The sequence below is a fragment of the Nonomuraea dietziae genome (genome assembly GCF_014195505.1).
GTDB lineage: Bacteria > Actinomycetota > Actinomycetes > Streptosporangiales > Streptosporangiaceae > Nonomuraea > Nonomuraea roseola.
This window is the reverse complement of record NZ_JACIBV010000001.1, coordinates 5,035,796-5,061,926: the sequence shown is the minus strand read 5'-3', so window position 1 is coordinate 5,061,926 and position 26,131 is coordinate 5,035,796. Positions and strand designations below refer to the sequence as shown.

Here is a 26,131-nt window from a genome sequence, read left to right as displayed (position 1 = left end):
ACCCGCTTTGCCATGGTTTGGGGTTATGAGGACAGAGGCTTTGGGCGGGGTTACGATCAGCACATGGGTGGCTACTTCGGCTCCTACGCGCTGGTTCTCGTGCTGCTCGTCATCGGGGTGGGCATCGTCGCGGGAGCCCTGACGGCCAACCGCCTGCTCCGCCCTTCCCGGCCCACGGTGGAGAAACTGACCACGTACGAGTGCGGCGTCGACCCTGTGGGCGAGGGGTGGGCGCAGTCGCAGATCAGGTACTACGTGTTCACGTACCTGTATGTGGTGTTCGCGGTCGACGCGGTGTTCCTGTTTCCCTGGGCGACGGTGTTCGCGGCACCCGGATACGGGATGACGACACTGGTCGAGATGTTCGTGTTCCTGGGGTTCATCGCGCTGGGCATCCTGTACGCCTGGAAGAAACGCGTCCTCACCTGGACCTGACCCCAACACCCTCCTCACCACCCCACCCCTCCGCCTGGATCGGCCCTCCGTGTGGGGCGGCTCTTCGCCTGGGTCGGCCGTTGGTGTGGGTCGGCTCGTCGTGTGGGGCGGCCTTTTGTGTGGGTTGGCTCTTCGTGTGGGTCAGCCCCACGCCTGGGTTGGCCCTTCGTGTGGGGCGGCCCTTGGTGCGGGTCGGTTCTTCGCGTGGGTCAGCCCTTCGCCGGAATCGGCCCTTCGTCTGGGTCGCCCCCCGGCTGACCTGGTGCCTTGTCGGCTCAGCCCTCCTCGCCGCGTCCTCCCAGCCCCTGCGGCGAGCTGCGTCAGAGCGACGAAGCGCTTGCCCGCGTCCTCCGCTACTCCTGACAACCCCAGGCTCTGTCACCGTAACCGTCGCCTCCAAGGCGGCCCCTGGTCCACCGCAGAGAGGAGGACCAGGGTCCCAGATCGCCTCTGTAGAAACGATTCCCGAGTAGGAAGAGAGGGCTTGTCCGTGCCGTCACACTCGGATCATGATCACGATTCGCGCGATGAAGTCGAGCAAGCGCCACGGCGGCATATGCGGGAGGAGCAGGCGGCTGGTCATCGCCGTGGTGGCGGCGCTGGCGGTGATGTCGCCGACGGCATCGGCCGCCAGCGACGATGGAGGGCTGACCTGGCGAGCGTGCGAGGGCGAGGGCACGCCCACGGGCCTGCAATGTGCCGCGATCGAGGTGCCCGTGGACTGGGCGCAACCGGACGGAAAGATCACACTGGATCTGGCCCGGCTGTCGGCCACCGAGCCGGCAGGCCGGATCGGCAGCGTTCTGAGCATTTCGGGCGGTTACGGGATCGAGGACTTGAGCCGGGGCGCGGCGAACCTCACGGAGCTACGACGCAGGTTCGATCTCGTCGGCTTCAACACCCGGACCACCGTGTGGATCACGCAGATGCCCGAGGCATGCAAGGAGCCGGGAGCAGTGCTGCACGACCCGCGTAACAAGAAGCAGTACACCGCGCAGGCCGCGGCGATGACCAAGGCGCTCACCACGTGTCAACAGGCCGACGCGACGGGGCTGTTCACGCACCTGGACGCCCTGTCGATCGCCCGGGACGTGGAGGCGATCCGCCAGGCGCTGGGTGAGCAGCGGCTGAGCTTCACGGCCCACTCCCTGGGCGGGGTAGCTGCAGCCGCGTACGCCCGGCTGTTCCCGCAGCGCATCCGGGCCATGTACGTCGACAGCGTGGGCAATCAGACCAAGGGCTGGCCCGCTCACCATCTGCAACTCCTGCCCGTCTCGCAACGGATGATCGCCAGGTTCGCCGAGTGGTGCGCGGACACCCCCGCCTGCGCGCTGCACGGCCAAGACGCCGAGGCGGTATGGCGCAGGCTTCTGCGGGCCGCCGATCGCCATCCGATTCCGGTCACCTCGCCACAACACGGCACCGGGAAGCTGACCGGCTGGCTGCTGGGAGCCCTGGTCCCCCGCGATCCAGGGCCGCAGAACGCCGACTGGCTGACCTTCGCGACCTCCGTCGACAAGGCCGCGCGCGGAGACGGGTCGGGTTTCGCCGACGTGGCGCTGTTCACCGCACGGTACTCGGCGACGCCCGGCGCACTGGCGATGAGCTGCGGAGATGAGCGCGGGTACACCAGCTACGCCCAGCTTGAGGACTTCCTCGGGAAAGCGCGCAAGATCGCGCCCGAGTACGCAGGAGCGGAGATCAGCTTGCTGGGATGCACGGGCTGGCCGCTGCCGGTGGCCAACCCGGCCCCGCCCACTGCCCACCCGCGACCTGCCGCCCCTGCTGGGTGTCGGCACCACATGGGGGAGCTACCCCCTAACCAAGAGCTTCACCAGCATGATCCCGGGATCGGTGACCATCGCCTACGACGGGCCCGGACACGTCACCTACCTGTCAGGCAAGAAATGTCCGATCCTGCATGCCACCACCTACCTGACCGACCTGACCCTGCCCAAGCCGGGCACCACCTGTCCAGCCGAAGAGCCACCCGCCGAGCACGGCGGCGTCGGCACAAACAAGCGCGACGAGGCGATCACCCAAGCATGGTGAGCGGGTGGTCCGATGATTCGGGTGGCGTGGCGATCTCCTGAAACGTCCTCTCCAGGGCCGGAGTCACACCACAGGGGTGGATTTGTCGAGGCGGGATGTGGGATGTCGGAGTGCCCCTCTACTCCTGGAGCGGCGGGCGTTGGAGAATGGCGGTATGGCCGATCTTCCGATGCCGACTGTGGGGCCGGTCTCCCGGCTGGCGCCCAAGCCGATGCGCTTCGTGCTGAACTGGGGACGGCGCTACTCCCTCTGGGTGTTCAACTTCGGTCTCGCCTGCTGCGCGATCGAGTTCATCGCCACCTCGATGAGCAGACACGACTTCATCCGCTTCGGGGTGATCCCCTTCGCCAACGGTCCCCGCCAGGCGGATCTGATGATCGTCTCGGGCACCGTCACCGACAAGATGGCCCCCGCCGTCAAGCGGCTCTACGAGCAGATGCCCGACCCGAAGTACGTCATCTCCTTCGGCGCCTGCTCCAACACCGGCGGCCCGTACTGGGACTCCTACTGCGTGACCAAGGGCGTCGACCAGATCATCCCTGTCGACATCTACGTCCCCGGCTGCCCGCCGAGGCCCGAGGCGCTGCTGCACGGCATCATGAAGCTGCAGGAGAAGATCGCCCAGGAGAAGCTCAGCGACCGTTACGTGTGGTCCCGCGCCCACGGGGAGGACGCGTGACCCTCGCCGAGCGGTTCGGGGACAGGGTCCAGGTCTCGGAGTCATGGGGTGAGCGGACGGTCGACGTCGCCGCGAGCGACTGGATCGAGCTGCTGACGTTCTGCAGGGACACGGGGTACGAGTTCTTCGACTGGCTCAGCGGGGTCGACGAGCCGCCCGACGCGTTCGGGGTCGTCGCGCACGTCTACAACCCCTCGACGCACGAGCGGCTGCTGCTGCGAACGCGGGTGCCGCGCGCCGACCCGCGCCTGCCGTCCGCTGTGGGGGTGTATCGGGGGGCGAACTGGCACGAGCGGGAGACGTTCGAGATGTTCGGCGTGATCTTCGACGATCACCCGTATCTGGTGCCGCTGCTGCTTCCTGACGGGTTCGAGGGGCATCCGCTGCGCAAGGACTTCGTGCTGGCGGCTCGGGTGGCGAAGGCGTGGCCCGGCGCCAAGGAGCCTGGCGAGTCGGGTCATGGCGCTCCGAGCCGCCGCAAGACCCTCCCGCCCGGCGTTCCCGCCGACTGGCCCTCCCCATCCACCTCCACCGGACCGGCCGCGCCCCCGATCCCCGGGGAGCAGACCGCCCCCGCTTCTACGGCGGAGCGTCCCGAACCCAGCGCAGGTCCGGGTGAGCCCGCTCCGCCAAGCGCCGGTTCTGCGGCCGAGCGCCCTGCACCCGCCGCGGGTTCCGGAGAGTCCCCACCGTCAGGCTCCACATCGCCCGAGCGTCTCGATGCGCCGGGCTCGCCTTCGACTTCCGCGGCGTCGCCTTCGACTCCCGCGGGGGCGGGGGAGGCGGCTTCGTCGGGGGAATCGTCATCACAGTCTTCGAAATCGCGTGCGCCCCTGGAGGAGCCCGATGGGTGAAGTCCTCGACATCGTTCTGAGGTTCGTCGTCATCCTTCTCGTGTTCCTGCTCCTCCCTCTCGTCGTGGGTCAGGCCGAGCACAAGGTCATGGCGCACATGCAGTCACGCCTCGGCCCGATGTACGCCGGAGGCTTCCACGGCTGGGCGCAGCTCATCGCGGACGGCGTGAAGTTCGCCCAGAAAGAGGACGTCATCCCGGCCGCCGCCGACCGCAGGGTCTTCCAGCTCGCGCCGGGCGTCGCCCTCGTCCCGTACCTCCTCGTATTGATCGTCATCCCCATCGGCCCCGGCCTCGTCGGGGTGGATCTCGATCTCGGGCTGTTCTACGTGCTCGCGGTCATGGGCATCGGCGTGCTCGGCTCGATCATGGCCGGGTGGGCCTCGGCCAACAAGTACTCGGTGCTGGGCGGGATGCGCTCGGCCGCGCAGCTCATGTCCTACGAGCTTCCGCTGGTCCTGGCCGCCTCATCGGTGGCCATGGCGGCGGGCACTCTCTCCCTGCCCGGCATCGTCGAGGCCTGGCAGTGGTGGTGGCTGCCCTGGCAGGCGATCGGCGCGGTCGTGTTCTTCCTCGCGGGCCTCGCCGAGCTGCGGCGGCCGCCGTTCGACATGCCCATCGCCGAGTCCGAGATCATCATGGGCCCGATGACCGAGTACACCGGCATGCGGTTCGCCCTGTTCATGCTGGCTGAGTATGTGGGCATCGTGGTGCTGTCGTTCCTCACCACCGTCCTGTTCCTCGGGGGCTGGCACGGCCCGCTGCTGCCCGGTGTCGTCTGGACGTTCCTCAAGGTGTTCGCGCTGGCCTTCGTGATCATCTGGTTCCGGGTCAGCTTTCCCCGGCTGCGCGAGGACCAGTTGCAGCGGCTCGCGTGGGTCGGCCTGGTCCCCTTGGCCCTGGTGCAGCTCGCGCTCACCGGTGTGGTGAAGGTCCTCGTCGGCTGACGCTCCTGGGGATACGGCGGCGCTTCGTCGTTCAGGGGCGATGTGACGGCGGTCAGCCGGAGTCGGCTGGAGGAGCGTGGAAGACGGGCGGGGGCGGTGACCACGGTGGGCTGGGGTGGGCTTGCCGTACACGGTGATCAGTCGACGATGGCGAGCATGATCTCGGACGCGGTGGGGCGGTCGGAGGGGTTCTTGGCCAGCGCGGCGCCCACGATCCCGCGTAACGAGGGCGGCAGCGGCGACAGGTCGGGGTGCAGGTTGAGCACCCGGTTGAAGACGGCGGGCACCGTGTCCTCGCCGAACGCGGGCCTGCCGGTCGCCGCGAAGGTCATCGTCACCGCCCAGCTGAAGACGTCGGACGGCGGGCCGACGGGTGATCCTGACAGCTGCTCGGGCGACATGTAGGGCGGCGTGCCCGCGACCTTGCCCGTCATCGTCGAGCTGTCGAGCGAGCGCGCGATGCCGAAGTCGATCACTCGGGGGCCGTCGGAGCCGATCAGGACGTTGCTGGGCTTGAAGTCGCGGTGGACGACGCCCGCCCTGTGGATGGCGGCGAGCGCGCCGACTGTGGACAGCGCGAGCCTGGTGAGGCTGTCCTCGTCGCGCGGCCCATGGGCGCGGACGAGCTGCTCGAGGGAGGGGCCCGCGACGTACTCGCTCACGATGTAGGCCTGGTCCTGGCTGATGTTGACATCGAGCAGCCTGGCTGTGGAAAACGTGGCGACCCTGCGCGCGGCGTCGACCTCGCGGGCGAAGCGGGTGCGGGCGACCTCGTCGCCGAGGTCGTGGAGCACCTTGACGGCCACCTGCGTGCCGTTGGGAGCGGCGGCGAGGTAGACCGCGCCCTGGCCGCCGCGGCCCAGGGAGCGCAGCACCCGGTAGTGGCCGATCCACTCGGGCTCGCCCGGACGGCGCGCGGCGCCTGAGGGCATGGTGGACCTGCTGTGGACAGGGTCGCGGCCAACGGTGGGGCGGGAGCTCGCGCCGCCGTGCGCGGGGCCTGCCTGCCCGGGGTGGCGGTTGTTGACGGCCTGCCTGTGGACAGAGCCCGCGTAGGGGTGAGCGGGCCTTCCGCGCCTGACCATCAGAGGAACCAGGATGCCGCTGTGGATGACGCCCCCTGCCCAGGCCACCAGCAGGCCGATGCCGACCAGGGCGAACAGCCAGTCGGGCGCCTTCTCGATGTCGTCGTAGCTGAGCGCGACGATGACGAACGCGCTGGCGCACGCGCCGTAGAGCGCGGCGGCGACGATCAGGGCCCTGCTCTGCAGCCAGTAGGCGGCGAACCCGATGGTGAAGGGCGTCGCCATGCCACACGTCAGCAGCGGGACCACGGCCCAGGCGACGGCGGCGGTCCAGGCTCCCGCGCCGGGGCGATGGGGATGGCTGTGCGACATGGGCGAGAGAGTATCCGGTCGGGGAGACGGATCGGGATTGTGGACGACACCTGTGGATAACGTCCGTGGTTCCTGTGGATGACTGTGGAAAACCTGGGGACAACGGGCTGGTGCATTCACCTGCGACGCATAGTGCGCCATGATGTGAATCATGGCGCGGATACCGGGAGTAGGACTGGTAAAGGGGCTTTCCGTCACCCTTCGCCACATGCTGCGCCGATCCGTGACCCAGCAGTACCCCGAGGTCCACCCCGACCTTCCCTCGCGCAGCCGCGGCGTCATCGCCCTGGTCGAGGAGAACTGCACCTCCTGCATGCTGTGCGCCCGCGAGTGCCCCGACTGGTGCATCTACATCGACTCCCACAAGGAGACCCTGCCCGCCCCTGAGGGCGGAAGGGCGAGGCAGCGCAACGTCCTCGACAGGTTCGCGATCGACTTCGCGCTGTGCATGTACTGCGGCATCTGCATCGAGGTGTGCCCGTTCGACGCGCTGTTCTGGTCGCCGGAGTTCGAGTACGCCGAGGGGGACATCCGTAACCTGCTGCATGAGAAGGACAGGCTCGCCACCTGGGTGGAGACGGTCCCGCCCCCTCCCGCGCACGAGGTGGGGGCCGAGCCGCCCAAGGAGCTCGCCGCCGGCGCCCGGCCGCCACGTGCCGCGGGCCGTACCGCCCGGGAGGAGGCGGGCGCAGCGGACAGGACCGCTCCTGGCGCGCGGACGGCGCGCAGGTCCGGGGCCGAAACCCCCGCCGCGACCGAACCGACCCCGCCCGCAGCCGAGGCGCACCCCGCAGGAGGGGCCACCGCCACCGGCGGTCCGGCGACCCCCGGCACGACTTCTCCTGAAACCGCCGGTATGCCCGCCGCCCCCGGAACGCAAGAAGCTTCCGGAACCGAAGTCGCTCCTGAAGCAGCTGGTGAGCCGCGATCGACCGACGCGCCGGGCAGGGCAGGCAGGGCCGAAGCCCGTGACCAGGCGGGCGAGCGTACGCCTGACGTTCCAGGCACGTCGGAAGGTGATAGGGGACGGCCCCAGCGCCGCACCAGGATGGGCGACGTACGCGGCATCAGGCCGCCAGGCGCCCTTCCTCCCGAGCCCTCGAGCCCATCGCCCGGCGCTTCATCCACAGGCGCGCCCTCGGGTGAAGAGTTGTCCACAGGTTCGGGCGCGTCGTCGCCGCAGCCTCCGCCGGAGGAGCAGACTTCTGCAACCGAGCCGCGCAGGCGGAGGATGACAGATCCCCGTTCCATCCGTCCTCCAGGCGGGCTGAAGCGCGACGAACCGGCGGAGCCCGAGGAGGACTAGTGACCGCGGTGCCTTCCTATCTGTCCCCCACAGGGCAAGAGATCGTCTTCCTGCTCCTGGGCGCGGTGGCGGTCGGCTCGGCACTGCTCGTCGTGACCACCAGACAGCTCGTCCACGCCGCTCTCTGGCTCGTGGTCTCCTTCGGCGCGCTCGCCGGCTGCTACGTCGTGCTGACGGCCGAGTTCGTGGCCTGGGTCCAGGTGCTCATCTACGTGGGCGCCGTCGTGGTGCTCCTGCTCTTCGGCATCATGCTCACCCGCGCGCCCATCGGCAGATCGGCCGACCTCGACAGCGGCAACAGGCTGGTCGCCGCCGTGGTCGCGCTCGCGACGGCCGGCGTCCTCGTGGCGGTCGTCATCGACGCCTTCCGCACCGCCTACACCCCGCTCGAACCCGGCGGCGGCGCGGCCAAGGAGCTGGGCGCGAGCGTCTTCCGCACCTGGGTGTTGCCCTTCGAGGCGCTATCGGTCCTGCTGCTGGCCGCGTTGATCGGAGCCATCGTGCTGTCCCGCACCGATATCAAGTCAGGCGACGAACCCCCGGCCCCCGAGAGCAGGGGGGAGTAGTGCACATCGTCTATCCGGCGGTCGTCGCCGCGTTGCTGTTCTCCATCGGCGTGTACGGCGTGCTCGCCAGGCGCAACACCATCCTGGTGCTCATGTCGGTCGAGCTGATGCTCAACGCGGTCAACCTCAACCTGGTCGCCTTCGACGTCTGGCTGCGCGATCGGCTGCACGGCGGGCAGGTGCTCACGCTGTTCGTCATCGTGATCGCCGCGGCCGAGCTCGGGGTGGGGCTGGCCATCGTCCTGGCCCTGTATCGCAACCGCAGGACCGTCGATCTCGACCAGCTGCGCGAGCTGTCGGAGGACCAGCCCATGCCCGCCGGCCGTACGCTCCCGCCCCCGCAGGCGGGCGCCGACCAGCCGGGCGGCGGCTCAGGAGGGGAGCGGCCTGTGGACGACCCCGCGACGTCGGGCAACGGGGCGGCGGCCGGCCGGCAGGAGAAGCGTGCGAGCCGAGGAGGCGTCCAGTGAGCCGCACGTTCGTCGACGCCTTTCCCCTGCTCGTCATCCTGCTCCCGTTCCTCGCCGCCTTCGCCGGTCTGCTGCTGTCGCGCTGGCCGCGCCACCTCCGTCCCTCCTCCGACACGGCCGGTCCGCGAGCCGCCGGCGACACCGTCGCGGAGGGGGCCGACGGCACGACCGCGCCACGGGGAGCCGACGCGCGAGCCAACCGCAGGGCCGCCTGGTTCGCGGTGCTTCCCTCCGCCGTCTCCGCCGTCCTGGCGTGCTGGCTGGCGGCGAGCCAGGGCTTCGCGTTCTTCCAGCGGCTCTCGCCCTACTCGGCGGAGGGCCCCGCCGCGTCGGCCACCGCCAGGGCGGGGAGCACCTACGGTGTGATCGAGACGGGCGGGGTCCCGATCTCCCTCACCCTCCAGGCCGACGAGCTCTCCTCGGTCCTGGCCATCCTGGTCACGCTCGTCGCGCTGGCCGTGCAGATCTACTCGATCGGCTACCTGAAGGACGACCCGCGCTACCCCTCCTACAGCGCCTTCATCAGCCTGTTCACCAGCGCCATGCTGCTCGTCGTCTACGCGGGAGACCTCCTGGTCCTCTACGTCGGCTGGGAGATCATGGGGCTGTGTTCCTACCTCCTGATCGGCCACTGGTGGGAGGACAGAGCCAACTCCAGGGCCGCGGTCAAGGCCTTCCTCGTCACGCGCCTGGGTGATGTCGGCTTCCTGTTCGGCATCTTCGTGCTCGGCCTGTCCGCCGGCAGCTTCCGCATCGACGACGTGATCGCCAAGGTGCCGGAGCTGCCCACCGCCACCGTGGTCGCCGCCACGATGCTGCTGCTCGCGGGGGTCGCGGGCAAGAGCGCCCAGGTACCGCTGCACACCTGGCTGCCCGACGCGATGGCGGGTCCGACCCCGATCAGCGCGCTGATCCACGCTGCCACGATGGTCGCGGCGGGCATCTTCCTGGTCGCCAGGCTCTTCCCCGTCTTCCTCGCCGCCCCGCCGACCCTCGACGTGCTGGCCGTGCTCGCGGCCCTGGGCATGCTGGGCGCCGCGCTGGCCGCGCTCGCCCAGGACGACCTGAAACGGGTGCTCGCCTACTCCACCGTCAGCCAGCTCGCGTACATGGCCGCAGCGCTCGCTGCGGGATCCGACACCGCCGCGATCTTCCATCTTCTCACGCACGGCGCGTTCAAGGCGCTGCTGTTCCTGTGCGCGGGCGTGGTCATCCACCATGTCGGCTCCAACCTCATGAACCAGATGGGCGGGTTGCGGAGGGAACTTCCCGTCACGTTCGTGACCATGACGATCGGCTTCGCGGCGCTCATGGGGCTGCCGCCCGCCAGCGGCTTCTTCAGCAAGGACGGCGTCCTGCTCGCCACCGAGCAGGCGCTGGGCGCGGGCCGCCTGACCGACGCCGCGGCCCTGCTGCTGTACGCCTGCGCGCTCGCGACGGTCGCCGTGACCGGCGCCTACGCCGCACGGGCCTGGCTGCGCACCTTCTTCGGGCAGGTGCGGGTCGTGGCGCTTCCTGAGCCCGAGCCAGGAACCGCTCACATCGTCGACACCAGGGAGGCGCCCGCCTCGATGCTGGGGCCCGTCGTCCTGCTCGCCGTACCCGCTCTGGGGCTCGGTGTCCTTGGGCTCGACCACGTCAGCTGGGGCACGGCGGCGATCAGTGTGGCGCTCGCGCTGCTCGGCGCCGGCATCGTCTACGCGGTGTGGCGAGGCGATCCGCTCGCCGATCCGGCCAGGCTGCTAGGGCCGCTCAGGGTCCCGTGCGAGCGGGCCTTCTATGTCGACACCGTCTACGGCGCCTTGTTCGTCCGTCCCGTGCTGGCGCTGGCCAGGGCCGTGGTGCGCACTGACGACACGGTCGTCGACGGCGCGGTGCGCGGCTCGGGGCGTACCGCCCAGGGAGCCTCGGGGCTGCTGCGCCTCGCGCAGAACGGCAACGTGCAGCTCTACGTCAGCGGCCTGCTGGCAGGGGTGCTGCTGATCGCGGTTGGGGCGGTGGTGTTCGGATGACCTGGTTGCCGGTCGCGCTGCTGGCGGTGCCGCTGCTCGGCGCCGCGCTGCTGCTCGTGCCCGCCACCGCGGGCCGCCTCAGGCTCATCGGCCTGCTGGTGTCGGGGCTCACCCTGGCGCTGGCGGTGCTGCTCGCGGTGTTCTTCGAGTACGGCCAGGCCGCGCGCCTCCAGTTCGCCGTCGACGTGCCGTGGATTCCCTCGCTCGGCCTGCGCTTCCACCTCGGGATCGACGGCATCTCCCTCCCGCTGGTCGTGCTGACCGCGCTGCTGACCTTCCTCTGCTTCGTCTACCTCTGCTGGAGCCCCGGCCATCTGCCTGACCGCGCACGGGCTCTGGTGTTCACGCTGCTCGTCCTCGAAGTCGGCATGCTCGGCACGTTCCTCGCGCTCGACCTGCTGCTGTTCTTCGTGTTCTTCGAGGTCGTGCTCATCCCCATGTACTTCGTGATCGCCATCTGGGGCGGGCAGGGACGGCGGGCCGCGGCGGTCAAGTTCATCCTCTACACGCTGCTCGGCTCGGTCGTGCTGCTGCTCGGACTGCTGCTCATCTGGGCACAGACCGGCACGCTCGACATCGTCGCCCTGACACAGGCACACGGCTCGGGGCTGTCCCGCTCGGTGCAGATCGTCGCCTTCGTCGCGGTCGGCCTCGGCCTGGCGGTCAAGACGCCGATGTGGCCCCTGCACACGTGGCTGCCCGACGCGCACACCGAGGCGCCAACCGTGGGCTCGGTGCTGCTCGCGGGCGTTCTGCTCAAGATGGGCACGTACGGCTTCGCCAGAATCGCCATCCCCGTCCTGCCCGAGGGCGCGGCCGCCGTGGCCCCGTGGCTGGGCGCCTTCGCCGTGGTCGGCATCGTGTACGGCTCGCTGGCCTGCCTCGCCCAGACCGACCTCAAACGCATGATCGCCTACTCGTCGATCGGCCACATGGGCTTCGTCCTGCTCGGCTTCGCCACGCTGACCCCCGTCGGCGTCAACGGCGCCCTGTTCGCCAACGTCGCCCACGGCCTCATCACCGGCCTGCTGTTCTTCCTGGCGGGAGGCGTCAAGGAGCGGTACGGCACGGCGGACATGCCGACGATCGGCGGCGGCATGCTCACCCGCTATCCCCATCTGGGCTCGCTGCTCACCTTCGCCTGCATCGCCTCCCTCGGCCTGCCGGGGCTCGCGGGGTTCTGGGGCGAGATGCTGGCCCTGCTCGGCGCCTTCCAGCCGGCGCCCGGGCTGTCCCGCCCGCTGTTCCTGGCCTTCATGGTGATCGGTGGTCTGGGAGCGGTCCTGACAGCGGCGTACTTCCTCACGATGCTCTCCCGCGTCACCCACGGCCGAAGGACGGCGCCGCGACCGGGCGCCGGTGTCCCCGTTCTCGACGAGGGTGGGCAGGCGAGTCCCGCTGCCGCCCTCGATGAAGGTGGACGGGCGACGTCCGAGGGGACAGGGGTCACCGCCGTCCGCGAGGGTGGACAGGCGGTGCCGACGGCGGCCGACGTCCGCCGGTACGAGCTGGTGGCCTGGGTGCCGCTGGTCGTGCTGACGCTGGTGTTCGGACTGTGGCCCAAGGCGCTGCTGTCCCTCACCACGCCTGCCGTACAGATCCTGCTGGGAGGCGCGTCGTGATCCAGACGATCGACTACTTCGCCATCGCGCCCCCGCTGATCGTCGCCCTGCTGGCGGGTCTGGTCCTGCTGCTCGACGCCTTCCTTCCGCACACCGCCAAGGTCAGGACGGCCCTCGGCCTGGTGTCGCTCGCGGGACTGCTGGCGGCCCTCGCGTTCGTCGTCGCCCAGGCCGCGGCAGGCACCACGCTGCAGACGTTCTGCGTGCCAGCCGATCTCGTCAGCTCGGGCGGCGCGGCCCCCTGCTCGTTCGTGGTCGACCACTTCACGCTCGTCTTCTCAGGTCTGGCGCTGGTCGCGGGCGTGGTGGTCGTGCTGCTGTCGATGACGCAGCTCGCTGAGGGCGGCATCCCCGTCGGCGAGTGGTACTTCCTCCTGCTCTGCACCCTCGTCGGCGCGACCTCCCTGCCCGCCTCGCGCGACCTCATCATGCTCGTGGTCGCCCTCGAGCTGGTCTCCCTGCCGGTGTTCGCGCTGACGGCGCTCAAACGCTACGACGGCAGGGCCTCCGAGGCGGCCGTCAAGCTCTTCCTCGTCTCGGTCGTCTCCACAGCGATCATGCTGTTCGGGGTGTCCCTGCTGTACGGCATGACGGGCGCCGTGCATCTCACCAGGCTCGGGCAGATCCTCGGCGGGCTCTCGCCGGCTCCTTCGGGCGTGCCCCTGAACGAGCTGCCCGCCGTGGTGACCGTCGGCGTGGTGCTCGTGGTGGCCGGATTCGCCTTCAAGATCGCCGCTGTGCCGTTCCACGCCTGGGCGGCCGACGTCTACCAGGGCGCGCCGATCCCCGTGGCCGCCCTGCTGTCGGTCATCTCCAAGGCGGCGGGTTTCGCCGGGCTCATCCTGGTGCTCATGAGCGCGCTGCCGAGCCAGGCCCCAACCTGGTCGCCCATCATCGCGATCATCTCGGCGCTCACCATGACGGTGGGCAACCTGCTGGCCATGCGGCAACGCTCCGCCGTACGGCTGTTGGCCTGGTCCTCGGTCGCGCAGTCCGGCTACATCCTCGCGCCACTCGCGGTGATCAGCGAGGCGGGCCAGCGCGGTCTGGCCGTGAGCGCGTCCGTGGCGTACCTGGTGTTCTACGCGGCGATGAACCTGGGGGCGTTCGCGGTGGTCATGCTCGTATCCAGGAGCGGCACACGCAACGAGCTGGACGACTACAGGGGGATGGCCTCCCGCAGCCCGGTGGCGGCGCTGGCGCTGGCCTTCAGCCTGATCTGCTTGGCGGGGCTGCCGCCGGGTCTCGCGGGGCTGTTCGCGAAGGTGGTGGTCTTCCGCGAGATCGTGAACGGCGGGCTGGGATGGCTGGCCATCGTCATGGCCGTGAACACGGTGATCGGGCTCTACTACTACGTCGTGTGGACGGCCCGCCTGTTCGCGCCGGTGCCATCGGAGGCTCCCCGAGCGCCGGGGGTGGGCAGGAGACCGGCGACGGCCGGGTGGATGGCGGTGGGTGTCACCCTGGTGGTCGCCATCCTGTTCTCGGCGGCCCCCCCAACTGGTCCTCGGCATGACCACCTTGTAACCAGAGCTCTGCCCAGCCCCGACATGCCGGGCTCCGAATTCGGCGGCTCGAACCTGTGGACTCGCCATGTCCCCAGTTCGGATCCCAGTGCATCGGGGTTTCGGGCCACCGTGTCTCGGGTTGGGCTTCAGCTGCAGCGGGTCGGGGGTGCGGGCTCACAGGGTTTTGGGCTCACGGGGTTCTCGGGCTGGGGTCCCGGCGCACTGGGAGCTTGGGCCCGCGTGGTTCCGTTGCAGTGGACCGGAGGCTTTGGACCCACCGAATCACAAGCTTGGGTGCCGGCGCACAGGTTGCTTGGGCGTCTCGAGTCTCGGGCGTCGGCTGCAGCACACAGGTTGCTTGGACGTCTCGAGTCTCGGGCGTCGGCTCCAGCGCACCGGGAGCTTGGAGCCCACGTCGCTCTTAAGTTCCTGCGCACCGGGTGCTCGGGCCCGCCGTGTCTCAGGGCTCAGCGGTGGAGCCGGACGTCCGGGTGTTGGTTCGGGTGGGGGTCTGGGGCGTGTGGTCGTGGTTTCAGGTGGCGTTCGCATGGTGGTCCTGGCTCGGGTGCCATCTGCATGGGCCCGGTCTCGGGTCCCGTTCGCGGGGTTCCGGTGGGCCGGTCTCGGGGGCTCGCCACAGCGTTCCGCTCAGGGTTCCGGCTTGGGGTTGGGCGGGTTTCGTTCGAGGTCGGCGGGTCGTCCTTCTCGGCCTCCGTTCCCGAATCCGAGCAGGAGGGATGGCGGCGGCGGTGGATGTGGGAACGCGTAGCCGGGGGATGGACGTTGGTACAGGTGAGCCCACGCCACGGAAGGAGAGACCCCTTGCGCCACAACGGCATGCGCACCGCTCTCCTCCTGGGGCTGCTCTCCGCGCTGATCATCACCCTGGGGGCGTGGCTGGGAGGCGGCACCGGCGTTCAGATCGCGCTCCTGCTCGCTCTCGCCGGCAACGGCGTCGCCTACTTCTTCTCCGATCGCATCGCCCTGTCGGCCATGCGGGCCCGCCCCGTGAGCGAGGTCGAGCAGCCGACCCTCTACCGGATCGTGCGTGAGCTCTCCACCGAGGCCAGGCAGCCGATGCCGCGCCTCTACATCTCGCCGACGATCCAGCCCAACGCCTTCGCCACCGGGCGCAACCCCCGCCGAGCGGTGGTGTGCGTGACCTACGGGCTGACCCAGCTGCTCGACGAGCGGGAGCTGCGCGGCGTGGTCGGGCACGAGCTGTCGCACGTGTACAACAGGGACATCCTGATCTCGTCGATCGCGGGAGCGCTGGCGACGATGATCACCTGGCTGAGCTATGTGGCGGTGTTCTTCGGGGGTTCTGACGACGACGAGGGGCCGGGCTTCCTCGGGGCGCTGCTCATGATGGTGCTCGGTCCCGTCGCGGCGGGCATGGTGCAGATGGCGATCTCGCGGTCGAGGGAGTTCCAGGCTGACGAGGCGGCCGCCCGGCTGACGGGTGATCCGCTCGCGCTGGCGTCGGCGTTGCGGAAGATCGAGATGGGCGTCCGGCGGTTGCCGCTGCCGGAGAACAGCCGGTTGACGTCGGCTTCCCACATGATGATCGCCAACCCGTTCAGCGGGAGCGGGCTGGGCCGGATGTTCTCCACCCACCCGCCCACGGCCGAGCGCGTGGCCCGGTTGGAGCGCATGGCGGGCTACCGCCGCTGAGCCGGGGGAACCGGGTGGAGTCAGCCGTACCCCCAGGCCACGACCAGGCTGGACCGTCGTGTCAGTCGCCTGCCAGGTGGACGTCCCAGGTGTGCCTGCCGACAGTGAAGCTGTCCACCACCCTCGCGCCTCCACCTCTGACCTCCACCGACCTCGCCACGAACCTCCGCGGCTCGTCGAACGTCAGCAGCGTCATCCGTGACCCGGAGTCCCAGCGCAGCATGCGAGGCTCCTCCGCCCGAGGGACCTTCACCCGGACGGGCGCCCGCGACTCCATCGCGTTGGACGTGGCATAGAACCGCACCAGCACCCGCGACCCCTCACGAGCCGCCCCCGCCACGGTGGCGCCGTCCGAAGTCAGCGCCCCCCATCCCACGACCGTGACGCCTCCGGACGGCACCGCGCCCCCGGGACGGTAGACGGCGCTCTCCTCCTGGTCGAGGACCACCCGCAGCAGCCGTCCTTCGGGGCTGAACCCCTGGACGCTCGCATACGCCGGAAGCGTCCACGTCTTCCCCGTCGCCACCTCGATCACCAGGACGCCCCGCGTCGAGCTGCGCGTGGGGTCGAGCACGAGATAGCGGCCCTCGGGGCCGACGCGCAGCTCCACGTCCGACATGCGCAGCCCGGACGGCAGGCGGCCTGCCGTACCGGGGACGCGGGTGAGCCCGCCCGAGCCGACGTTCCGCACCACCAGGCGGCGGTCGGCGGCCGCGAAGTAGGCGACGTGCCGGCCGTAGGGGTCGACGGCGACGGGGGCGCGCTGGACCTCTTCACGGCCCCTGGCGTCGAGCGAACGGATCTGGGCGTCCTTCAGTTGCGCGGTCCCGCCGCCGCGCAGCCACAGCCGCCACGGCCCGCAGATGTGCCGCTTGCCGTTCGCGCCGGGGCACGAGGTCAGCCCCGCATAGCGGACAGGCGCGGGGGACGGGGCGCCGCCGGGCAGGGCGGCGCCGAGCAGGAGAGAACCGGCGGCCAGCAGGGGGACGAGCATGGCTGTCACCTTAGCTAGGAGACCAGGCCGGGGACGGTGGTTCTCGTCGCGTCCTGCGTGACGAACAGCTTCCTGGCCTGTCCGGTCCGCACGTTGACCGCGTAGACCGTGGCGGCGTTGCCGTCGCGTGCTGATGTGGGGACCGCGAGCAGCGTGACCTCGTCGGCGCTCAGCCAGGCGCCCAGCCTGGCGGGGTTCAGCTCGGAGGGCACACCGGACAGCTTGACCCTGGGCCGGTCGCCTCCCGCGAGCGCGTCCGTCAGGATGATCGTCCTGTCCTGCTGTATCTGGGGTCGTCTGTCGGGGTCGTGGGTCTGCCCCAGCCTGGCGATCGTCTTGCCGTCGGGGGCGAGCGAGCTGAAGTCGTAGGCGAAGTCGGGCAGGGTGATCTGGTCGTGGCCGAGGACTCGCAAGCTCGTATGGTCATCGAAGGGCCTGATCAGCACGGCCGCTCCTGTGTCGCTCACGCTGACGGGGAACCAGGCCCTGTCGAGCTCCTTCACCGACCCCTTGACGAGATCGACGAGCACGTTGCGTCCTCGGCCCGCTCCCCAGCCCGCGACGATCATGCGCATCCCGCTGGGCGACAGCCGGAGCGCGTACTCCGCGTCGAACGTCCTGGCGGGAAGCTGCAGGGGCGCTCCCCAGATCTGTCCGCTGGCCAGGTCGCGCACCACGATGGTGCGCAGTTTCCTGTCGAAGTAGGCGATCCGCCGCCCGTCGGCAGTGATGCTCAGCGGGCCGTCGCCCTGGATGACCTCGCCCGCGTCGTAGGACTGTCCTTCACGCGTGCGCAGATACCAGCGTCCCTGCTGCTGGTAGGCCTCCAGGAGCGCGCCCACCCCGTTGCCCGGCAGCGGGCGCGCCTCCTGGGTGATCACGTCGGACGGCAGCGGGCTCACCTGCGGAGTGACCACCGTGGCCCGCTCCGGCGCCCCCACCGCGACGGCGACGCCTCCCGTCACGACGGCCACCGTGGCGGCCACGCTGACGGTGAGTCGTACGGCACGCCGTCGCCGCGCAGCTGCCAGTGCCCGAGAGGCCAGATCCACCGAAGGCGCTTCGAGCGCCAGTTCGTGCAGGTCGTCACGCAGAGCGTTCATCGGTACGCCTCCTCGGGGGCGAGCGCGCGCAGCTTGGACAGCGCGTAGCGCGTCTGGCTCTTCACCGTGCCGACCGAGCACCCCATGAGCTGCGCGGTCTCCTGCTCCGAGCGGTCTTCGTAGAATCGCAGGACGATCACGGCGCGCTGTTTGGGGGAGAGCTTCGCGAGCGACTGCCGGAGGGCCAGACGGCGCAGCGTGGCGTCGTCGTGCGCCTCGCCCCGATCGGGCACCTCGAGCCCCGCGATCTCGGAGAACGAGCGCCGCCGCCGCCACGACAGGTGCTGGTTCACCAGCGCCTTGCGGGTGTAGGCCTCGGGGTTGCCGGTCCCCGCGAGCCTGCTCCAGTGGGAGGCGACCCTGGTCAGAACCGTCTGCACAAGGTCCTCGGCGAGATGGGAGTCCCCGGTGAGCAGATAGGCGGTGCGCATCAGCGACTGCTGCCGCGCATCGACGAACTCCCGGAACCCTTCGTAGCGGTCCATGCCCTCTAATAACTCCGCTCAGGGCTCCGGGGTTGGAAAGGTGGCCTACTTCCCTGCCGATGTCGCGCGATCAGGTCGCAGGGGGTGTCGATCTGCCGAGCTCGAGCGGGGCGGTCAGGAGTGGGTCGCCACGGGGTCGGTCTCCGACGCGCTCAGTCCCGGCAGCCCGTCGATGCTCTCCCTGTTGTTCTTGGCGCGGTAGGCGCGCTTCTGCCGCACGTCCTTGCGCTCAGCCCACTGGTCGAGCAGCCCTCTGTCCTCCTCGAAAGCCATGAAAGGTACGGCATAGCCGCATGAGTCGGAGATGCGGTCGCAGTGGACCACGATGATCGACCGCACGCCGGGATGCGGGCCGAAGCGCGTGAGCAATTCGGCGAAGTCGGGGTCGTTCTGGGTGACGACGCGGCCGGTGCCGTACAGGCGGACGATGGTGGGAGGGCCGTGGAACGCGCAGAACATCATCGTGATGCGGCCGTTCTCCCGCAGGTGGGCGATGGTCTCGACACCGCTGCCGTCGAGGTCGAGGTAGGCGACGGTGTGGTCGTCGAGGATGGCGAAGGTGTCGGCGTAGCCCTTGGGTGAGACGTTCACATGCCCGCCGGATTCGGGAGCGGTGGCCACGAAATAGACCGGTTGAGCGGAAATGAACTCGCGCAGCCGGTCTGTGAGCTTTTCGTAGATTTTCCCCATGAGTCACGATAACCGCGATCGGACGTGACGGGGAGACGCGCCTCGCGACCGCAACGGTGCGGAACAATCAGGCCATGGTCGTTCAGAACGGATTACGCCTGCGCCTGACCCAGGCAGAGCGCCGCCTGTGGCGGGCCTTCCACTCGGGCACGCTGGTCCAGCTCGGGGACAATCCGATCGGCGTCGGCCGTACGCCAGGGCAGAACGCGCCCGCCGACGGCGCGACGTGGGGGCCCGAGCGCACCGTCAGGGCGCAGGTGATCGTGGCGCTCCTGCTGGGCGCGCGCGAGCCGGGCGTGGGCGCGGTCCCCGCGGTACGGCTGCGCGGGGCCAGGATCACCGGCCGCCTCGAGCTGCGCGGCGGCACCGTGGACTACGAGCTGGCGCTGAGCGGCTGCTACCTCGACGAGGCGCCAGACTTCAGCGGAAGCGTGACGCGGACCATGCGCTTCACCGACTGCCGGCTGCCGGGCTTCAACGGCGGCGGCATGCGGGTCTCCGGCCACCTCAGCCTGTCGGGGGCGCACGTCACCGGCACGGTACGGCTGCCGCGCGCCTCCTTCGAGAGCGGCCTGTGGATGGGCGGCACCAAGATCGACGGTGGGGTCCACACCGGCGCCCTCACCGTCGACGCGGGCTTCTACCTGGAGAACGCGGAGATCTCCTCCGGGCTCAGGCTGGTCGGCGCGCGGCTGACCGGCGGGCTCTTCATGGACGGCGCCACGCTGCGCAATCCGGGCGGCGACGCGTTCACCGGCGACAGCATGGTCGTCGAGGACGTCATGAAGTGCGGCAAGGGCTTCACCGCGCTGGGCTGCGTGCGCCTGCGCGGGGCTCGCCTCACCAGCCTGTCGATCACCGGGGCCCTGCGCAGCCCCGACACCCCCTACGCGCTGCACGCGAGCCACATGGAGGCGCGCGAGGTCTATCTGAAGTACACCGAACCGGTCGAGGGCGTCGTCACGCTGGCCCATTCGCGCATCGGCACCATGCGTGACGACCCGGAGAGCTGGCCCGAGCAGCTGAGGCTCAACGGGCTCATCTACGAGACGCTGCGCGGCGGCTCCATCGAGCGCAGGATCGGGTGGGTGGCGCGCGATCCCTACGGCTTCCTGCCCCAGCCGTACGAGCAGCTGGCCGCCTGGTACCTGCGCGACGGCAACGACCTGCTCGCCCGCCGTACCCTGCTCGCCAAGCAGCGCGCCCGCCGCCGTACCTTCAACCCCCTGGGACGGCTGTGGGGCCGCCTGCTCGATGTGACCGTCGGATACGGTTACCGGCCGTGGCTGGCGGGGGTGTGGTTCGCGCTGCTGCTGGCGGTGGGGACCGTCACGTTCGGGCTCGTGCCGCCCAGAGCGATCAAGCCGGACGAGAGCCCGGGCTTCGACCCCTTCGCCTACACCTTCGACCTGCTCCTGCCCTTTCCCGCCTTCGGCCAGCGCGACCTGTTCGACCCCGCGGGGTGGACGCAGGGTCTGGCCTACGGGCTGATCATCGCGGGCTGGATCCTGGCCACGGCGCTGATCGCGGGCGCTACGAGGGTGCTGCGGCCCTCCTGATCAGGGCGGGCAGGATCGGCGGGTGGTAGACCTCGCCGCTGGCCTCCAGCTCGTCCGCGCCCCACCAGCGGTGGCCGAGCGTGGTGGCCAGCTCGATCTCCTCCATGTGGTCGAAGCGCACCTCGGCCGTGTCGACGCGGACGGGGAAGTACGTCTGGTCCTGTACGTAGGCGCGATCGGCGAAGGAGAACTCGACCGTGTGGGTCTCCAGCGGACGGCCGAACCTCTCCGGCGCCGCCGTGATGCCGACCTCCTCGAACAGTTCGCGCGCGGCGGCCTGCTCGAGGCTCTCCTCCTTCTCCGCTGCGCCCCCGATCGTGAACCAGTAGGGCGAGTCGGGATGGGCCGGGTCGAAGCCGTACAGCAGCAGGACCCGGCCACGGGCGTCGACGGGCAGAACGCGGGCCGTGAACCGGCGAAGGGGGATCTCTGTCACGATCAGGAGAGTTGCACAACTGCCCTCGCCTTGGACAGCACGCGGGCGTCACCTGACTTCGCGGTCAGCCCGACGACCACCTTCTTGTCCTCGAGCTTCTCCTCGACGACCCCGCTCACCGTGATGGTCGCGCCCTGGTCGTCGTCGGGGACGATCACCATCGAGGAGAACCGCACGCCGTAGTCGATGACCGCCGCGGGATCGCCCACCCAGTCGGTGAGGAACCTGCCGCCCTGGGCCATGGTGAACATGCCGTGCGCGATCACGTCGGGCAGCCCGACGGTCTTGGCGAACCGCTCGTTCCAGTGGATCTGGTTGAAGTCGCCTGACGCGCCCGCGTACATCACCAGGTTCAGCCGGCGCACCTGGTAGTCGGTGGCGGGCAGTTCCTGGCCGACCTCGACCTCGTCGTACTTCACCGTGGCAGCCATGCTCAGCCCGCCCCTCCGCGCTCGACGATCGTGTTGTAGGTGGTGCACACCGGCTCGCCCGCCACGGTCGTGACGTCGCTCCTGATCGTCATGAGCTCGTTACGGCCGGCGCTGCGGATCTCGGTGATGGTTGAGGAGGTGACCAGCTCGTCGCCAGGGTAGATGGGGCGGACGTACTCGAACCGCTGCTCGCCGTGGACCACCATGGCGTAGTTCAGGCCGAGCTCGGGGTCGGCCAGCGCCTCGCCGCCGCTCTGCAGGCTGAACACGATGGGGAAGGTCGGCGGGGCGACCACGTCGGGATGCCCGGCGGCCTGGGCGGCCTGCCTGTCGCGGTAGATCGGGTTGTTGTCACCGATAGCCGCGGCGAACTCTTTGATCTTCACCCGGCTGACCTCGTACGAGGTGGTGGACTTGTAGGTCCGTCCCACGAAATCACGGTTCAAGGCCATCAGTGCCCTGCTCCTTAGCTGCGTTCTGGGGCTGTTGAGCCGACGGTAACAGAACAACATTCGGGCTGTCGCGGCCTGGAGACGACAAACGGCGCCCTCGAGTGAGGACGCCGTTTGTTCGGTTATGCGTCAGGAGTGCCGGGCTAGGCTACCCGGGACCACCTCAGCCGCCGCAGCGGGCCTTGCGAGCCTCTTGCGCCTGGCAGCGCGGACCTTGGCGGGTCTCGCGGTGCGCCTTAGCGGGTCTCGCGGTGTGCCTGGTGGGTGCGGCAGTTGGGGCAGTACTTCTTCAGCTCAAGCCGATCCGGGTCGTTGCGCCGGTTCTTCCGCGTGATGTAGTTGCGGTGCTTGCACTCCTGGCAGGCCAGCGTGATCTTCGGCCTAACGTCGGTGGCAGCCACGTGGGAGTGCCTTTCTACGTTTGGGACTGGGACACACCCGTACCCGAGCGATGACTCGGGTTTGGGTAGTAGCGGAGGCCGGACTTGAACCGGCGACACAACGATTATGAGCCGTTTGCTCTGCCTGACTGAGCTACTCCGCCTTATGCCGGTCGAAACTCCCGGCCAATGAAGGATACCCGACCCGCGGACTAGTCACGAACACGCCAGAACTTCGCCCGATCGAGTGAGGTGCCCCCCAGTATGCCTCAGGAACCATCCTGACCTGAAATCCATACAAGAAACGCCCGACCCCGAGACCGGAGCGGGCGTTGGCTGTGGAGCCCCCAAACGGAATCGAACCGTTGACCTTCTCCTTACCATGGAGACGCTCTGCCGACTGAGCTATAGGGGCCTGTCCGCTTTGCGTCTGCGCTGCGGACAGGTGTAACCATACACGGCACTCAGCGATGATGCGAACTCGTCCGAGCCATGAAATCGACCACCTCGCACAGCTCCGCGAGATCGACGTGCATCGCCACCGCCTCCACCGAGAAGCAGTCGGCCACGATCCATCCGTGCCTGCGAATGCGAAGGACCTGCTGCCCCGCGCGCACCGCCGGGACGATCTCGAGACCCTCCGGCCCAACCCACCGCCTGTCCATAGCGGCACAGAGTAGACCTCAGGTCTCTCATTTTCCGTTGGTTGACACGCGTTACAGCCATACCAACTGGGTTGCATGCCGAGGCAAAGCCAACGTAGCGGGCCTCCGCCCCGCAGGCCGGGCGACACGCGGCTGCTCCGCCGTCCTCACAGGCGGTAGTAACCCCTGAGGTGCTTGCGCCCCGCGATGTCGTCCACGCGGACGACCGCGCCCGTCTCGGGGGCGTTCATCATCTTGCCGTCGCCGAGGTAGATACCGACGTGGTGGGTTCTGCGCTTGCCGAAGAAGACCAGGTCGCCGGGGCGGGGGTCGGTGACCTTGCGCATCCTGCGCAGGTGGTCGTCGGTGTTGCCGGGGCCGAGCACGTCGTAGCCGTGGGCGCGCGCGTAGACGAGCCGGGTCAGCCCCGAGCAGTCGAGGCCGCGCGTCCGCCTGGCAGGGCACGGTTTGATCTTGCCCGAGTACCCCTGGCACGTTCCAGTCGACGGCCCTGGGCGCTCCTTGTGCCCGCCGCCCCACGAGTAGGGGATGCCCTGGTACTCGTAGGCCAGGACCACGATCCGGGGCATGGTGAGCTGGCGGAGCGGCATCGACGACGGCACCGCCAGCAGCAGGACTAAGAGGGTCAGCGCGCCTTGAGCGAGACCTTGACGGAGCCGACCGTGACGTTGATCCCGACCGTGCCCCTCGCCTTCGAGGGCTTGGTCGCGATCGTGACCCTGATCGAGTGTCCGGGGTTGACCTTGGGAATGACGCATCGCACCGCCGTACCGCTGAACGAGCAGCCGGGACCCGCCTTGACCACCTTCTGGCCGCCGAACGTGCGTCCGGCGAGCCTGACGTCGGTGACCGCGTGAGGGCCGGTGTTCTTCAGCGTGATCGTGTAGAGCTTCCTGCTTTTGGCCGCGCCCGAGACCGTCACTTCCGCAGGGGGATTGGCCAGGCTCTTGAGCTGCGACTCGGTTCCGTTGAAGGAGTCCTGGCCGCCGACGATGGGGCCCTTGTCAGCCGACTGCCAGAACGTGTGCTTCTTCCATCCTGAAGGCAGTTCGCCCGGTTCGGCGCCCCAGCGGGCAAGCCAGAGCGGATTCTTCCCGAACTTGGTCGAATCGCCCGTGCACGTCTTCCACCAACTCGTCGTGGTGTAGATGATCGCGGGACGCTTGGTGCGCTGGTGGTAACGGGTGGTGAAGTCGCGGATCCAGGTGACCATGTCCTCGGGGGACAGGTCGTAGCAGGTGTTCTTGCCGTTCTTGTCCTTGTACGGGTTGTCCTCGACGTCCAGCACGCCGGGCAGCGTCTGGCCGTCGGAGATCCACGCGCCGCCGTTGTCGACGAAGTAGTCGGCCTGGGCGGCGCCGTCCGTCTCGTGCGGCTGGGCGAAGTGGTAGGCGCTCCTGATGAGACCCACGGCGGCGGCTCCGCCGTACTGGGCGTCAAAACGCGCGTTGCGGTAGTCGACGCCCTCGGTGGCCTGCACGAAGGCGAATCTGCCTCCGGCGTCGCGGACCTTGGCCCAGTCGATGTCGCCCGTCCAGTTGCTCACGTCGACCCCTGCCACGCCGTCCGCCGCCTGGGCGCTCGCGGGAATCATCAGGCCGGCCACAGCGATCATGGCCACCAGGGACAGGCGTCTCACGGGTGTCCTTCCGGGGGGTGACAAGTGGGGAAGATCCTCCCGGAGTACGGCAGAAGCCCGCAAGTGCCTTGATCGGAACAGCAGGCCAGGGACCTGGCAGGATGATCGCATGGACGCACCGCTCGTCGTTCCCGAGCTCCAGGCAGGCCCGAAACACCGGCTCCGCCCCTGGACGCTGGACGACCTCGACGCGGTGAGGGAGGCGTCGACGGACGCGTACATCCCGCTGGTCACCAGCGTGCCGTCGGACTACACCGAGGCCGAGGGCGCCGCGTTCGTCCGGCGGCAGTGGGAGAGGGCGGCGGAGGGGATCGGCTACTCCTTCGTGATCGAGGATCTCGCCGTCGGACGCGCGGTCGGGCAGATCGGCCTGTGGCCGGGCGTCCACGGGCGGGCCTCGGTGGGGTACTGGGTGGCGCCGTCGGGCCGCGGGCAGGGCGCCGCGGCGGCCGCGCTGCTGGCGCTGTCGTCGTGGGGGCTGACGCGGCTGCGGATCCCGCGCGTGGAACTGCACGTCGAGCCGTGGAACACCGCCTCGTCACGGACGGCGGAGCGCGCCGGCTTCACGCTGGAGGGCCTGCTGCGGAGCTGGCAGGAGGTGGGTGGTGAACGACGCGACATGTACGTCTACTCCCGACTCGCCTGAGACCCTGCCGCACCAGTTCAGGGTGACGGTAGGAGGCTGACGACGATCTTGCCGGTGGTGTGGCCGCCGTCGATCTGGCGGATGGCTTCGAGCGCCTCGTCGAATGGGTAGACGTGCTGGATGACCGGCGTGACGGCTCCCGATTCGACGAGGTCGTTCAGGGCGAGCAGGTCGGCCCTGTCCTCCTTCGCGGCGAACGGGCGCAGCCGCTGCCGTACGAACGGGCTGATCAGGAGCGAGACGGCGATGCGCCTGGCCGGCCCCAGCCACCGGCCGCCGCCTCCCGAGGACAGCACCAGGGTTCCCGTGGGGCTCAGCGTCCGGCGCAGCGCCGAGACGGGGTGGTTGCCGATGAGGTCGAAGATGACGTCGTACCGCAGGCCCGCCCTGGTGAAGTCCTCCTTGGTGTAGTCGATGACGTGGTCGGCGCCGATCGAGCCGACCAGGTCGGCGTTTCTCCCGCCGCAGACCGCGGTGACGTGTGCGCCCAGTGACGCGGCGATCTGGACGGCGAAGGTGCCGACGCCGCTCGAGGCGCCGTTGATCAGCACGCGCTGCCCCGGCCGGACCTGTCCCCGATCGCGAAGGCCCTGCAGGGCGGCGGTCGCGGCCACCGGGATCGCGGCGGCCTGCTCGAACGTCAGGGTGGCGGGCATCGGGGCGACGAGCCGCTCGGCGGCCCGGACGTAGGCGGCGAGCGCGCCAGGGCACTCGGCGTACACCGCGTCGCCCACCCGCACGCCTGTCACCTTCTCGCCGACCGCCTCGACCAGCCCGGCCACGGCCCTGCCGAGGACGTGGTTCGCCCTCGGCCGGCGCAGGCCGCCCGCCATGGGGCGGATGGCGTACGGCTCGCCGCGCAGCAGGAAGCTGTCGGCGGCGTTCAGCCCCACCGCGTGCACCTTGATGAGCACCTCGTCGGCGGCGGGGACCGGCTTGTCGATCTCCCTGAGGTCGAGCGCGTCGGGTGAGCCGTACGCGTGATGGACGACGGCCTTCATCGGCTCGCGTGTGGTTGTGGCAGGAGCAGGCATGCCGGGCCGCTTTCCTCGTAGGCTTACGGTGTAAGCCGGGCTTACCACGTAAGCTAGACAGCCATGGCCGACATGTCAACACGCCGAGGTGGCCGG

At 69.6% G+C, this 26,131-nt stretch carries 25 protein-coding genes, 2 tRNA genes and 2 pseudogenes; 14 read left to right on the top strand and 15 right to left on the bottom strand.

All coding sequences use genetic code 11. From position 1 onward, the window contains the following. Positions 1 to 63 precede the first annotated feature (63 nt). The 5 genes from FHR33_RS24070 (at position 64) to nuoH (ending at position 4,966) form a co-directional block, all read left to right on the top strand. Positions 64 to 435 (top strand): NADH-quinone oxidoreductase subunit A, encoded by a 372-nt coding sequence (locus tag FHR33_RS24070; protein WP_183651830.1) that lies wholly within the window; start codon positions 64 to 66, stop codon positions 433 to 435. A gap of 509 nt (positions 436 to 944) precedes the next feature. Next, positions 945 to 2,528, top strand: coding sequence for an alpha/beta fold hydrolase (locus FHR33_RS53665; protein WP_183651828.1), 1,584 nt, complete (start codon positions 945 to 947; stop codon positions 2,526 to 2,528). A gap of 113 nt (positions 2,529 to 2,641) precedes the next feature. Continuing rightward, positions 2,642 to 3,166 carry an NADH-quinone oxidoreductase subunit B gene (locus FHR33_RS24060; protein WP_183651825.1) on the top strand — a complete coding sequence of 175 codons (525 nt, stop codon included), beginning with the start codon at positions 2,642 to 2,644 and terminating at the stop codon, positions 3,164 to 3,166. Next, entirely contained in the window at positions 3,163 to 4,020 is an 858-nt protein-coding gene (locus FHR33_RS50525) for an NADH-quinone oxidoreductase subunit C (RefSeq protein WP_312895696.1), read from the top strand. Before FHR33_RS24060 ends, FHR33_RS50525 begins: the two co-directional genes overlap by 4 nt. Next, entirely contained in the window at positions 4,013 to 4,966 is a 954-nt protein-coding gene (nuoH, locus tag FHR33_RS24050) for an NADH-quinone oxidoreductase subunit NuoH (RefSeq protein ID WP_183651822.1), read from the top strand. The genes FHR33_RS50525 and nuoH overlap by 8 nt, the downstream gene beginning before the upstream one ends. Before the next feature lie 137 nt (positions 4,967 to 5,103). Here the strand turns inward: nuoH and FHR33_RS24045 are convergent, their stop codons facing one another. Beyond that, positions 5,104 to 6,363, bottom strand: coding sequence for a serine/threonine-protein kinase (locus tag FHR33_RS24045; protein WP_183651820.1), 1,260 nt, complete (start codon positions 6,361 to 6,363; stop codon positions 5,104 to 5,106). A 208-nt stretch (positions 6,364 to 6,571) separates the two neighbouring features. On the opposite strand from FHR33_RS24045, the gene FHR33_RS24040 reads away from it, so the two are divergent. From FHR33_RS24040 to htpX, 7 genes and pseudogenes are all read left to right on the top strand, one after another. Continuing rightward, positions 6,572 to 7,669 carry a 4Fe-4S binding protein gene (locus FHR33_RS24040; protein WP_246452063.1) on the top strand — a complete coding sequence of 366 codons (1,098 nt, stop codon included), beginning with the start codon at positions 6,572 to 6,574 and terminating at the stop codon, positions 7,667 to 7,669. Then, the gene (locus tag FHR33_RS24035) at positions 7,669 to 8,235 is read left to right on the top strand and encodes an NADH-quinone oxidoreductase subunit J (RefSeq protein WP_183651815.1); all 567 of its coding nucleotides are present in this window, start codon (positions 7,669 to 7,671) and stop codon (positions 8,233 to 8,235) included. The genes FHR33_RS24040 and FHR33_RS24035 overlap by 1 nt, the downstream gene beginning before the upstream one ends. Then, positions 8,235 to 8,537: pseudogene (nuoK, locus tag FHR33_RS52760) on the top strand (NADH-quinone oxidoreductase subunit NuoK); the annotation flags it as partial. The gene FHR33_RS24035 and the pseudogene nuoK, both read left to right, overlap by 1 nt. A gap of 164 nt (positions 8,538 to 8,701) precedes the next feature. Then, complete coding sequence (locus FHR33_RS24025; RefSeq protein WP_183651812.1) at positions 8,702 to 10,717, top strand: NADH-quinone oxidoreductase subunit 5 family protein; 2,016 nt, start codon at positions 8,702 to 8,704, stop codon at positions 10,715 to 10,717. Next, positions 10,714 to 12,339, top strand: coding sequence for a complex I subunit 4 family protein (locus FHR33_RS24020; protein ID WP_183651808.1), 1,626 nt, complete (start codon positions 10,714 to 10,716; stop codon positions 12,337 to 12,339). Before FHR33_RS24025 ends, FHR33_RS24020 begins: the two co-directional genes overlap by 4 nt. A 323-nt stretch (positions 12,340 to 12,662) precedes the next feature. Next, a pseudogene (locus FHR33_RS50520) lies at positions 12,663 to 13,619 on the top strand (NADH-quinone oxidoreductase subunit N); the annotation flags it as partial. A 1,050-nt stretch (positions 13,620 to 14,669) separates the two neighbouring features. Next, the gene (htpX, locus tag FHR33_RS24010; protein ID WP_183660258.1) at positions 14,670 to 15,521 is read left to right on the top strand and encodes a zinc metalloprotease HtpX; all 852 of its coding nucleotides are present in this window, start codon (positions 14,670 to 14,672) and stop codon (positions 15,519 to 15,521) included. A 61-nt stretch (positions 15,522 to 15,582) separates the two neighbouring features. On the opposite strand, the gene FHR33_RS24005 is transcribed toward htpX, so the two are convergent. The 4 genes from FHR33_RS24005 to FHR33_RS23990 all read right to left on the bottom strand — a co-directional run bounded on the left by FHR33_RS24005 (position 15,583) and on the right by FHR33_RS23990 (position 18,793). Further along, positions 15,583 to 16,515 carry a hypothetical protein gene (locus FHR33_RS24005; protein ID WP_183651805.1) on the bottom strand — a complete coding sequence of 311 codons (933 nt, stop codon included), beginning with the start codon at positions 16,513 to 16,515 and terminating at the stop codon, positions 15,583 to 15,585. Between the two features lie 14 nt (positions 16,516 to 16,529). Then, positions 16,530 to 17,618, bottom strand: a complete 1,089-nt coding sequence (locus FHR33_RS24000) for a hypothetical protein (RefSeq protein WP_183651802.1) — start codon at positions 17,616 to 17,618, stop codon at positions 16,530 to 16,532. Then, the gene (locus FHR33_RS23995) at positions 17,615 to 18,103 is read right to left on the bottom strand and encodes a SigE family RNA polymerase sigma factor (protein WP_183651799.1); all 489 of its coding nucleotides are present in this window, start codon (positions 18,101 to 18,103) and stop codon (positions 17,615 to 17,617) included. Before FHR33_RS23995 ends, FHR33_RS24000 begins: the two co-directional genes overlap by 4 nt. 114 nt (positions 18,104 to 18,217) lie before the next feature. After that, entirely contained in the window at positions 18,218 to 18,793 is a 576-nt protein-coding gene (locus FHR33_RS23990; protein ID WP_183651796.1) for a pyridoxamine 5'-phosphate oxidase family protein, read from the bottom strand. Between the two features lie 74 nt (positions 18,794 to 18,867). Here FHR33_RS23990 and FHR33_RS23985 point away from each other — a divergent pair, with 74 nt between their 5' ends. Continuing rightward, on the top strand, positions 18,868 to 20,352 hold the full coding sequence (locus tag FHR33_RS23985) for a hypothetical protein (protein ID WP_183651792.1): 1,485 nt from the start codon (positions 18,868 to 18,870) through the stop codon (positions 20,350 to 20,352). On the opposite strand, the gene FHR33_RS23980 is transcribed toward FHR33_RS23985, so the two are convergent. The 9 genes from FHR33_RS23980 to FHR33_RS50515 form a co-directional block, all read right to left on the bottom strand. After that, positions 20,327 to 20,788: an NUDIX hydrolase gene (locus FHR33_RS23980; RefSeq protein ID WP_221241218.1), complete on the bottom strand. Its 462-nt coding sequence runs from the start codon at positions 20,786 to 20,788 to the stop codon at positions 20,327 to 20,329. The genes FHR33_RS23985 and FHR33_RS23980 overlap by 26 nt on opposite strands. A gap of 2 nt (positions 20,789 to 20,790) precedes the next feature. Beyond that, a complete protein-coding gene (locus FHR33_RS23975) occupies positions 20,791 to 21,219 on the bottom strand; it encodes a MaoC family dehydratase (protein WP_183651790.1) in 429 nt (142 codons plus the stop codon). A 2-nt stretch (positions 21,220 to 21,221) separates the two neighbouring features. Next, the gene (locus tag FHR33_RS23970; RefSeq protein ID WP_183651786.1) at positions 21,222 to 21,671 is read right to left on the bottom strand and encodes a MaoC family dehydratase N-terminal domain-containing protein; all 450 of its coding nucleotides are present in this window, start codon (positions 21,669 to 21,671) and stop codon (positions 21,222 to 21,224) included. 236 nt (positions 21,672 to 21,907) lie between these two features. Further along, positions 21,908 to 22,072: a 50S ribosomal protein L33 gene (gene rpmG / locus FHR33_RS23965; protein ID WP_181616146.1), complete on the bottom strand. Its 165-nt coding sequence runs from the start codon at positions 22,070 to 22,072 to the stop codon at positions 21,908 to 21,910. A 69-nt stretch (positions 22,073 to 22,141) separates the two neighbouring features. Beyond that, positions 22,142 to 22,215, bottom strand: a tRNA-Met gene (locus FHR33_RS23960). 175 nt (positions 22,216 to 22,390) lie between these two features. Next, a tRNA-Thr gene (locus FHR33_RS23955) sits at positions 22,391 to 22,466 on the bottom strand. Between the two features lie 49 nt (positions 22,467 to 22,515). Next, complete coding sequence (locus tag FHR33_RS23950; RefSeq protein ID WP_183651783.1) at positions 22,516 to 22,716, bottom strand: transposase; 201 nt, start codon at positions 22,714 to 22,716, stop codon at positions 22,516 to 22,518. A gap of 146 nt (positions 22,717 to 22,862) precedes the next feature. After that, positions 22,863 to 23,306, bottom strand: a complete 444-nt coding sequence (locus tag FHR33_RS23945) for a C40 family peptidase (RefSeq protein WP_183660646.1) — start codon at positions 23,304 to 23,306, stop codon at positions 22,863 to 22,865. Positions 23,307 to 23,341: 35 nt separating this feature from the next. Next, on the bottom strand, positions 23,342 to 24,355 hold the full coding sequence (locus FHR33_RS50515) for a lysozyme (RefSeq protein ID WP_312895695.1): 1,014 nt from the start codon (positions 24,353 to 24,355) through the stop codon (positions 23,342 to 23,344). A 109-nt stretch (positions 24,356 to 24,464) separates the two neighbouring features. Between FHR33_RS50515 and FHR33_RS23935 the strand changes: the two genes are divergently transcribed. Further along, complete coding sequence (locus FHR33_RS23935) at positions 24,465 to 25,001, top strand: GNAT family N-acetyltransferase (RefSeq protein WP_183651781.1); 537 nt, start codon at positions 24,465 to 24,467, stop codon at positions 24,999 to 25,001. A 17-nt stretch (positions 25,002 to 25,018) separates the two neighbouring features. Here the strand turns inward: FHR33_RS23935 and FHR33_RS23930 are convergent, their stop codons facing one another. Beyond that, positions 25,019 to 26,002, bottom strand: a complete 984-nt coding sequence (locus FHR33_RS23930; protein WP_183651778.1) for an NAD(P)-dependent alcohol dehydrogenase — start codon at positions 26,000 to 26,002, stop codon at positions 25,019 to 25,021. Positions 26,003 to 26,131 lie beyond the last annotated feature (129 nt).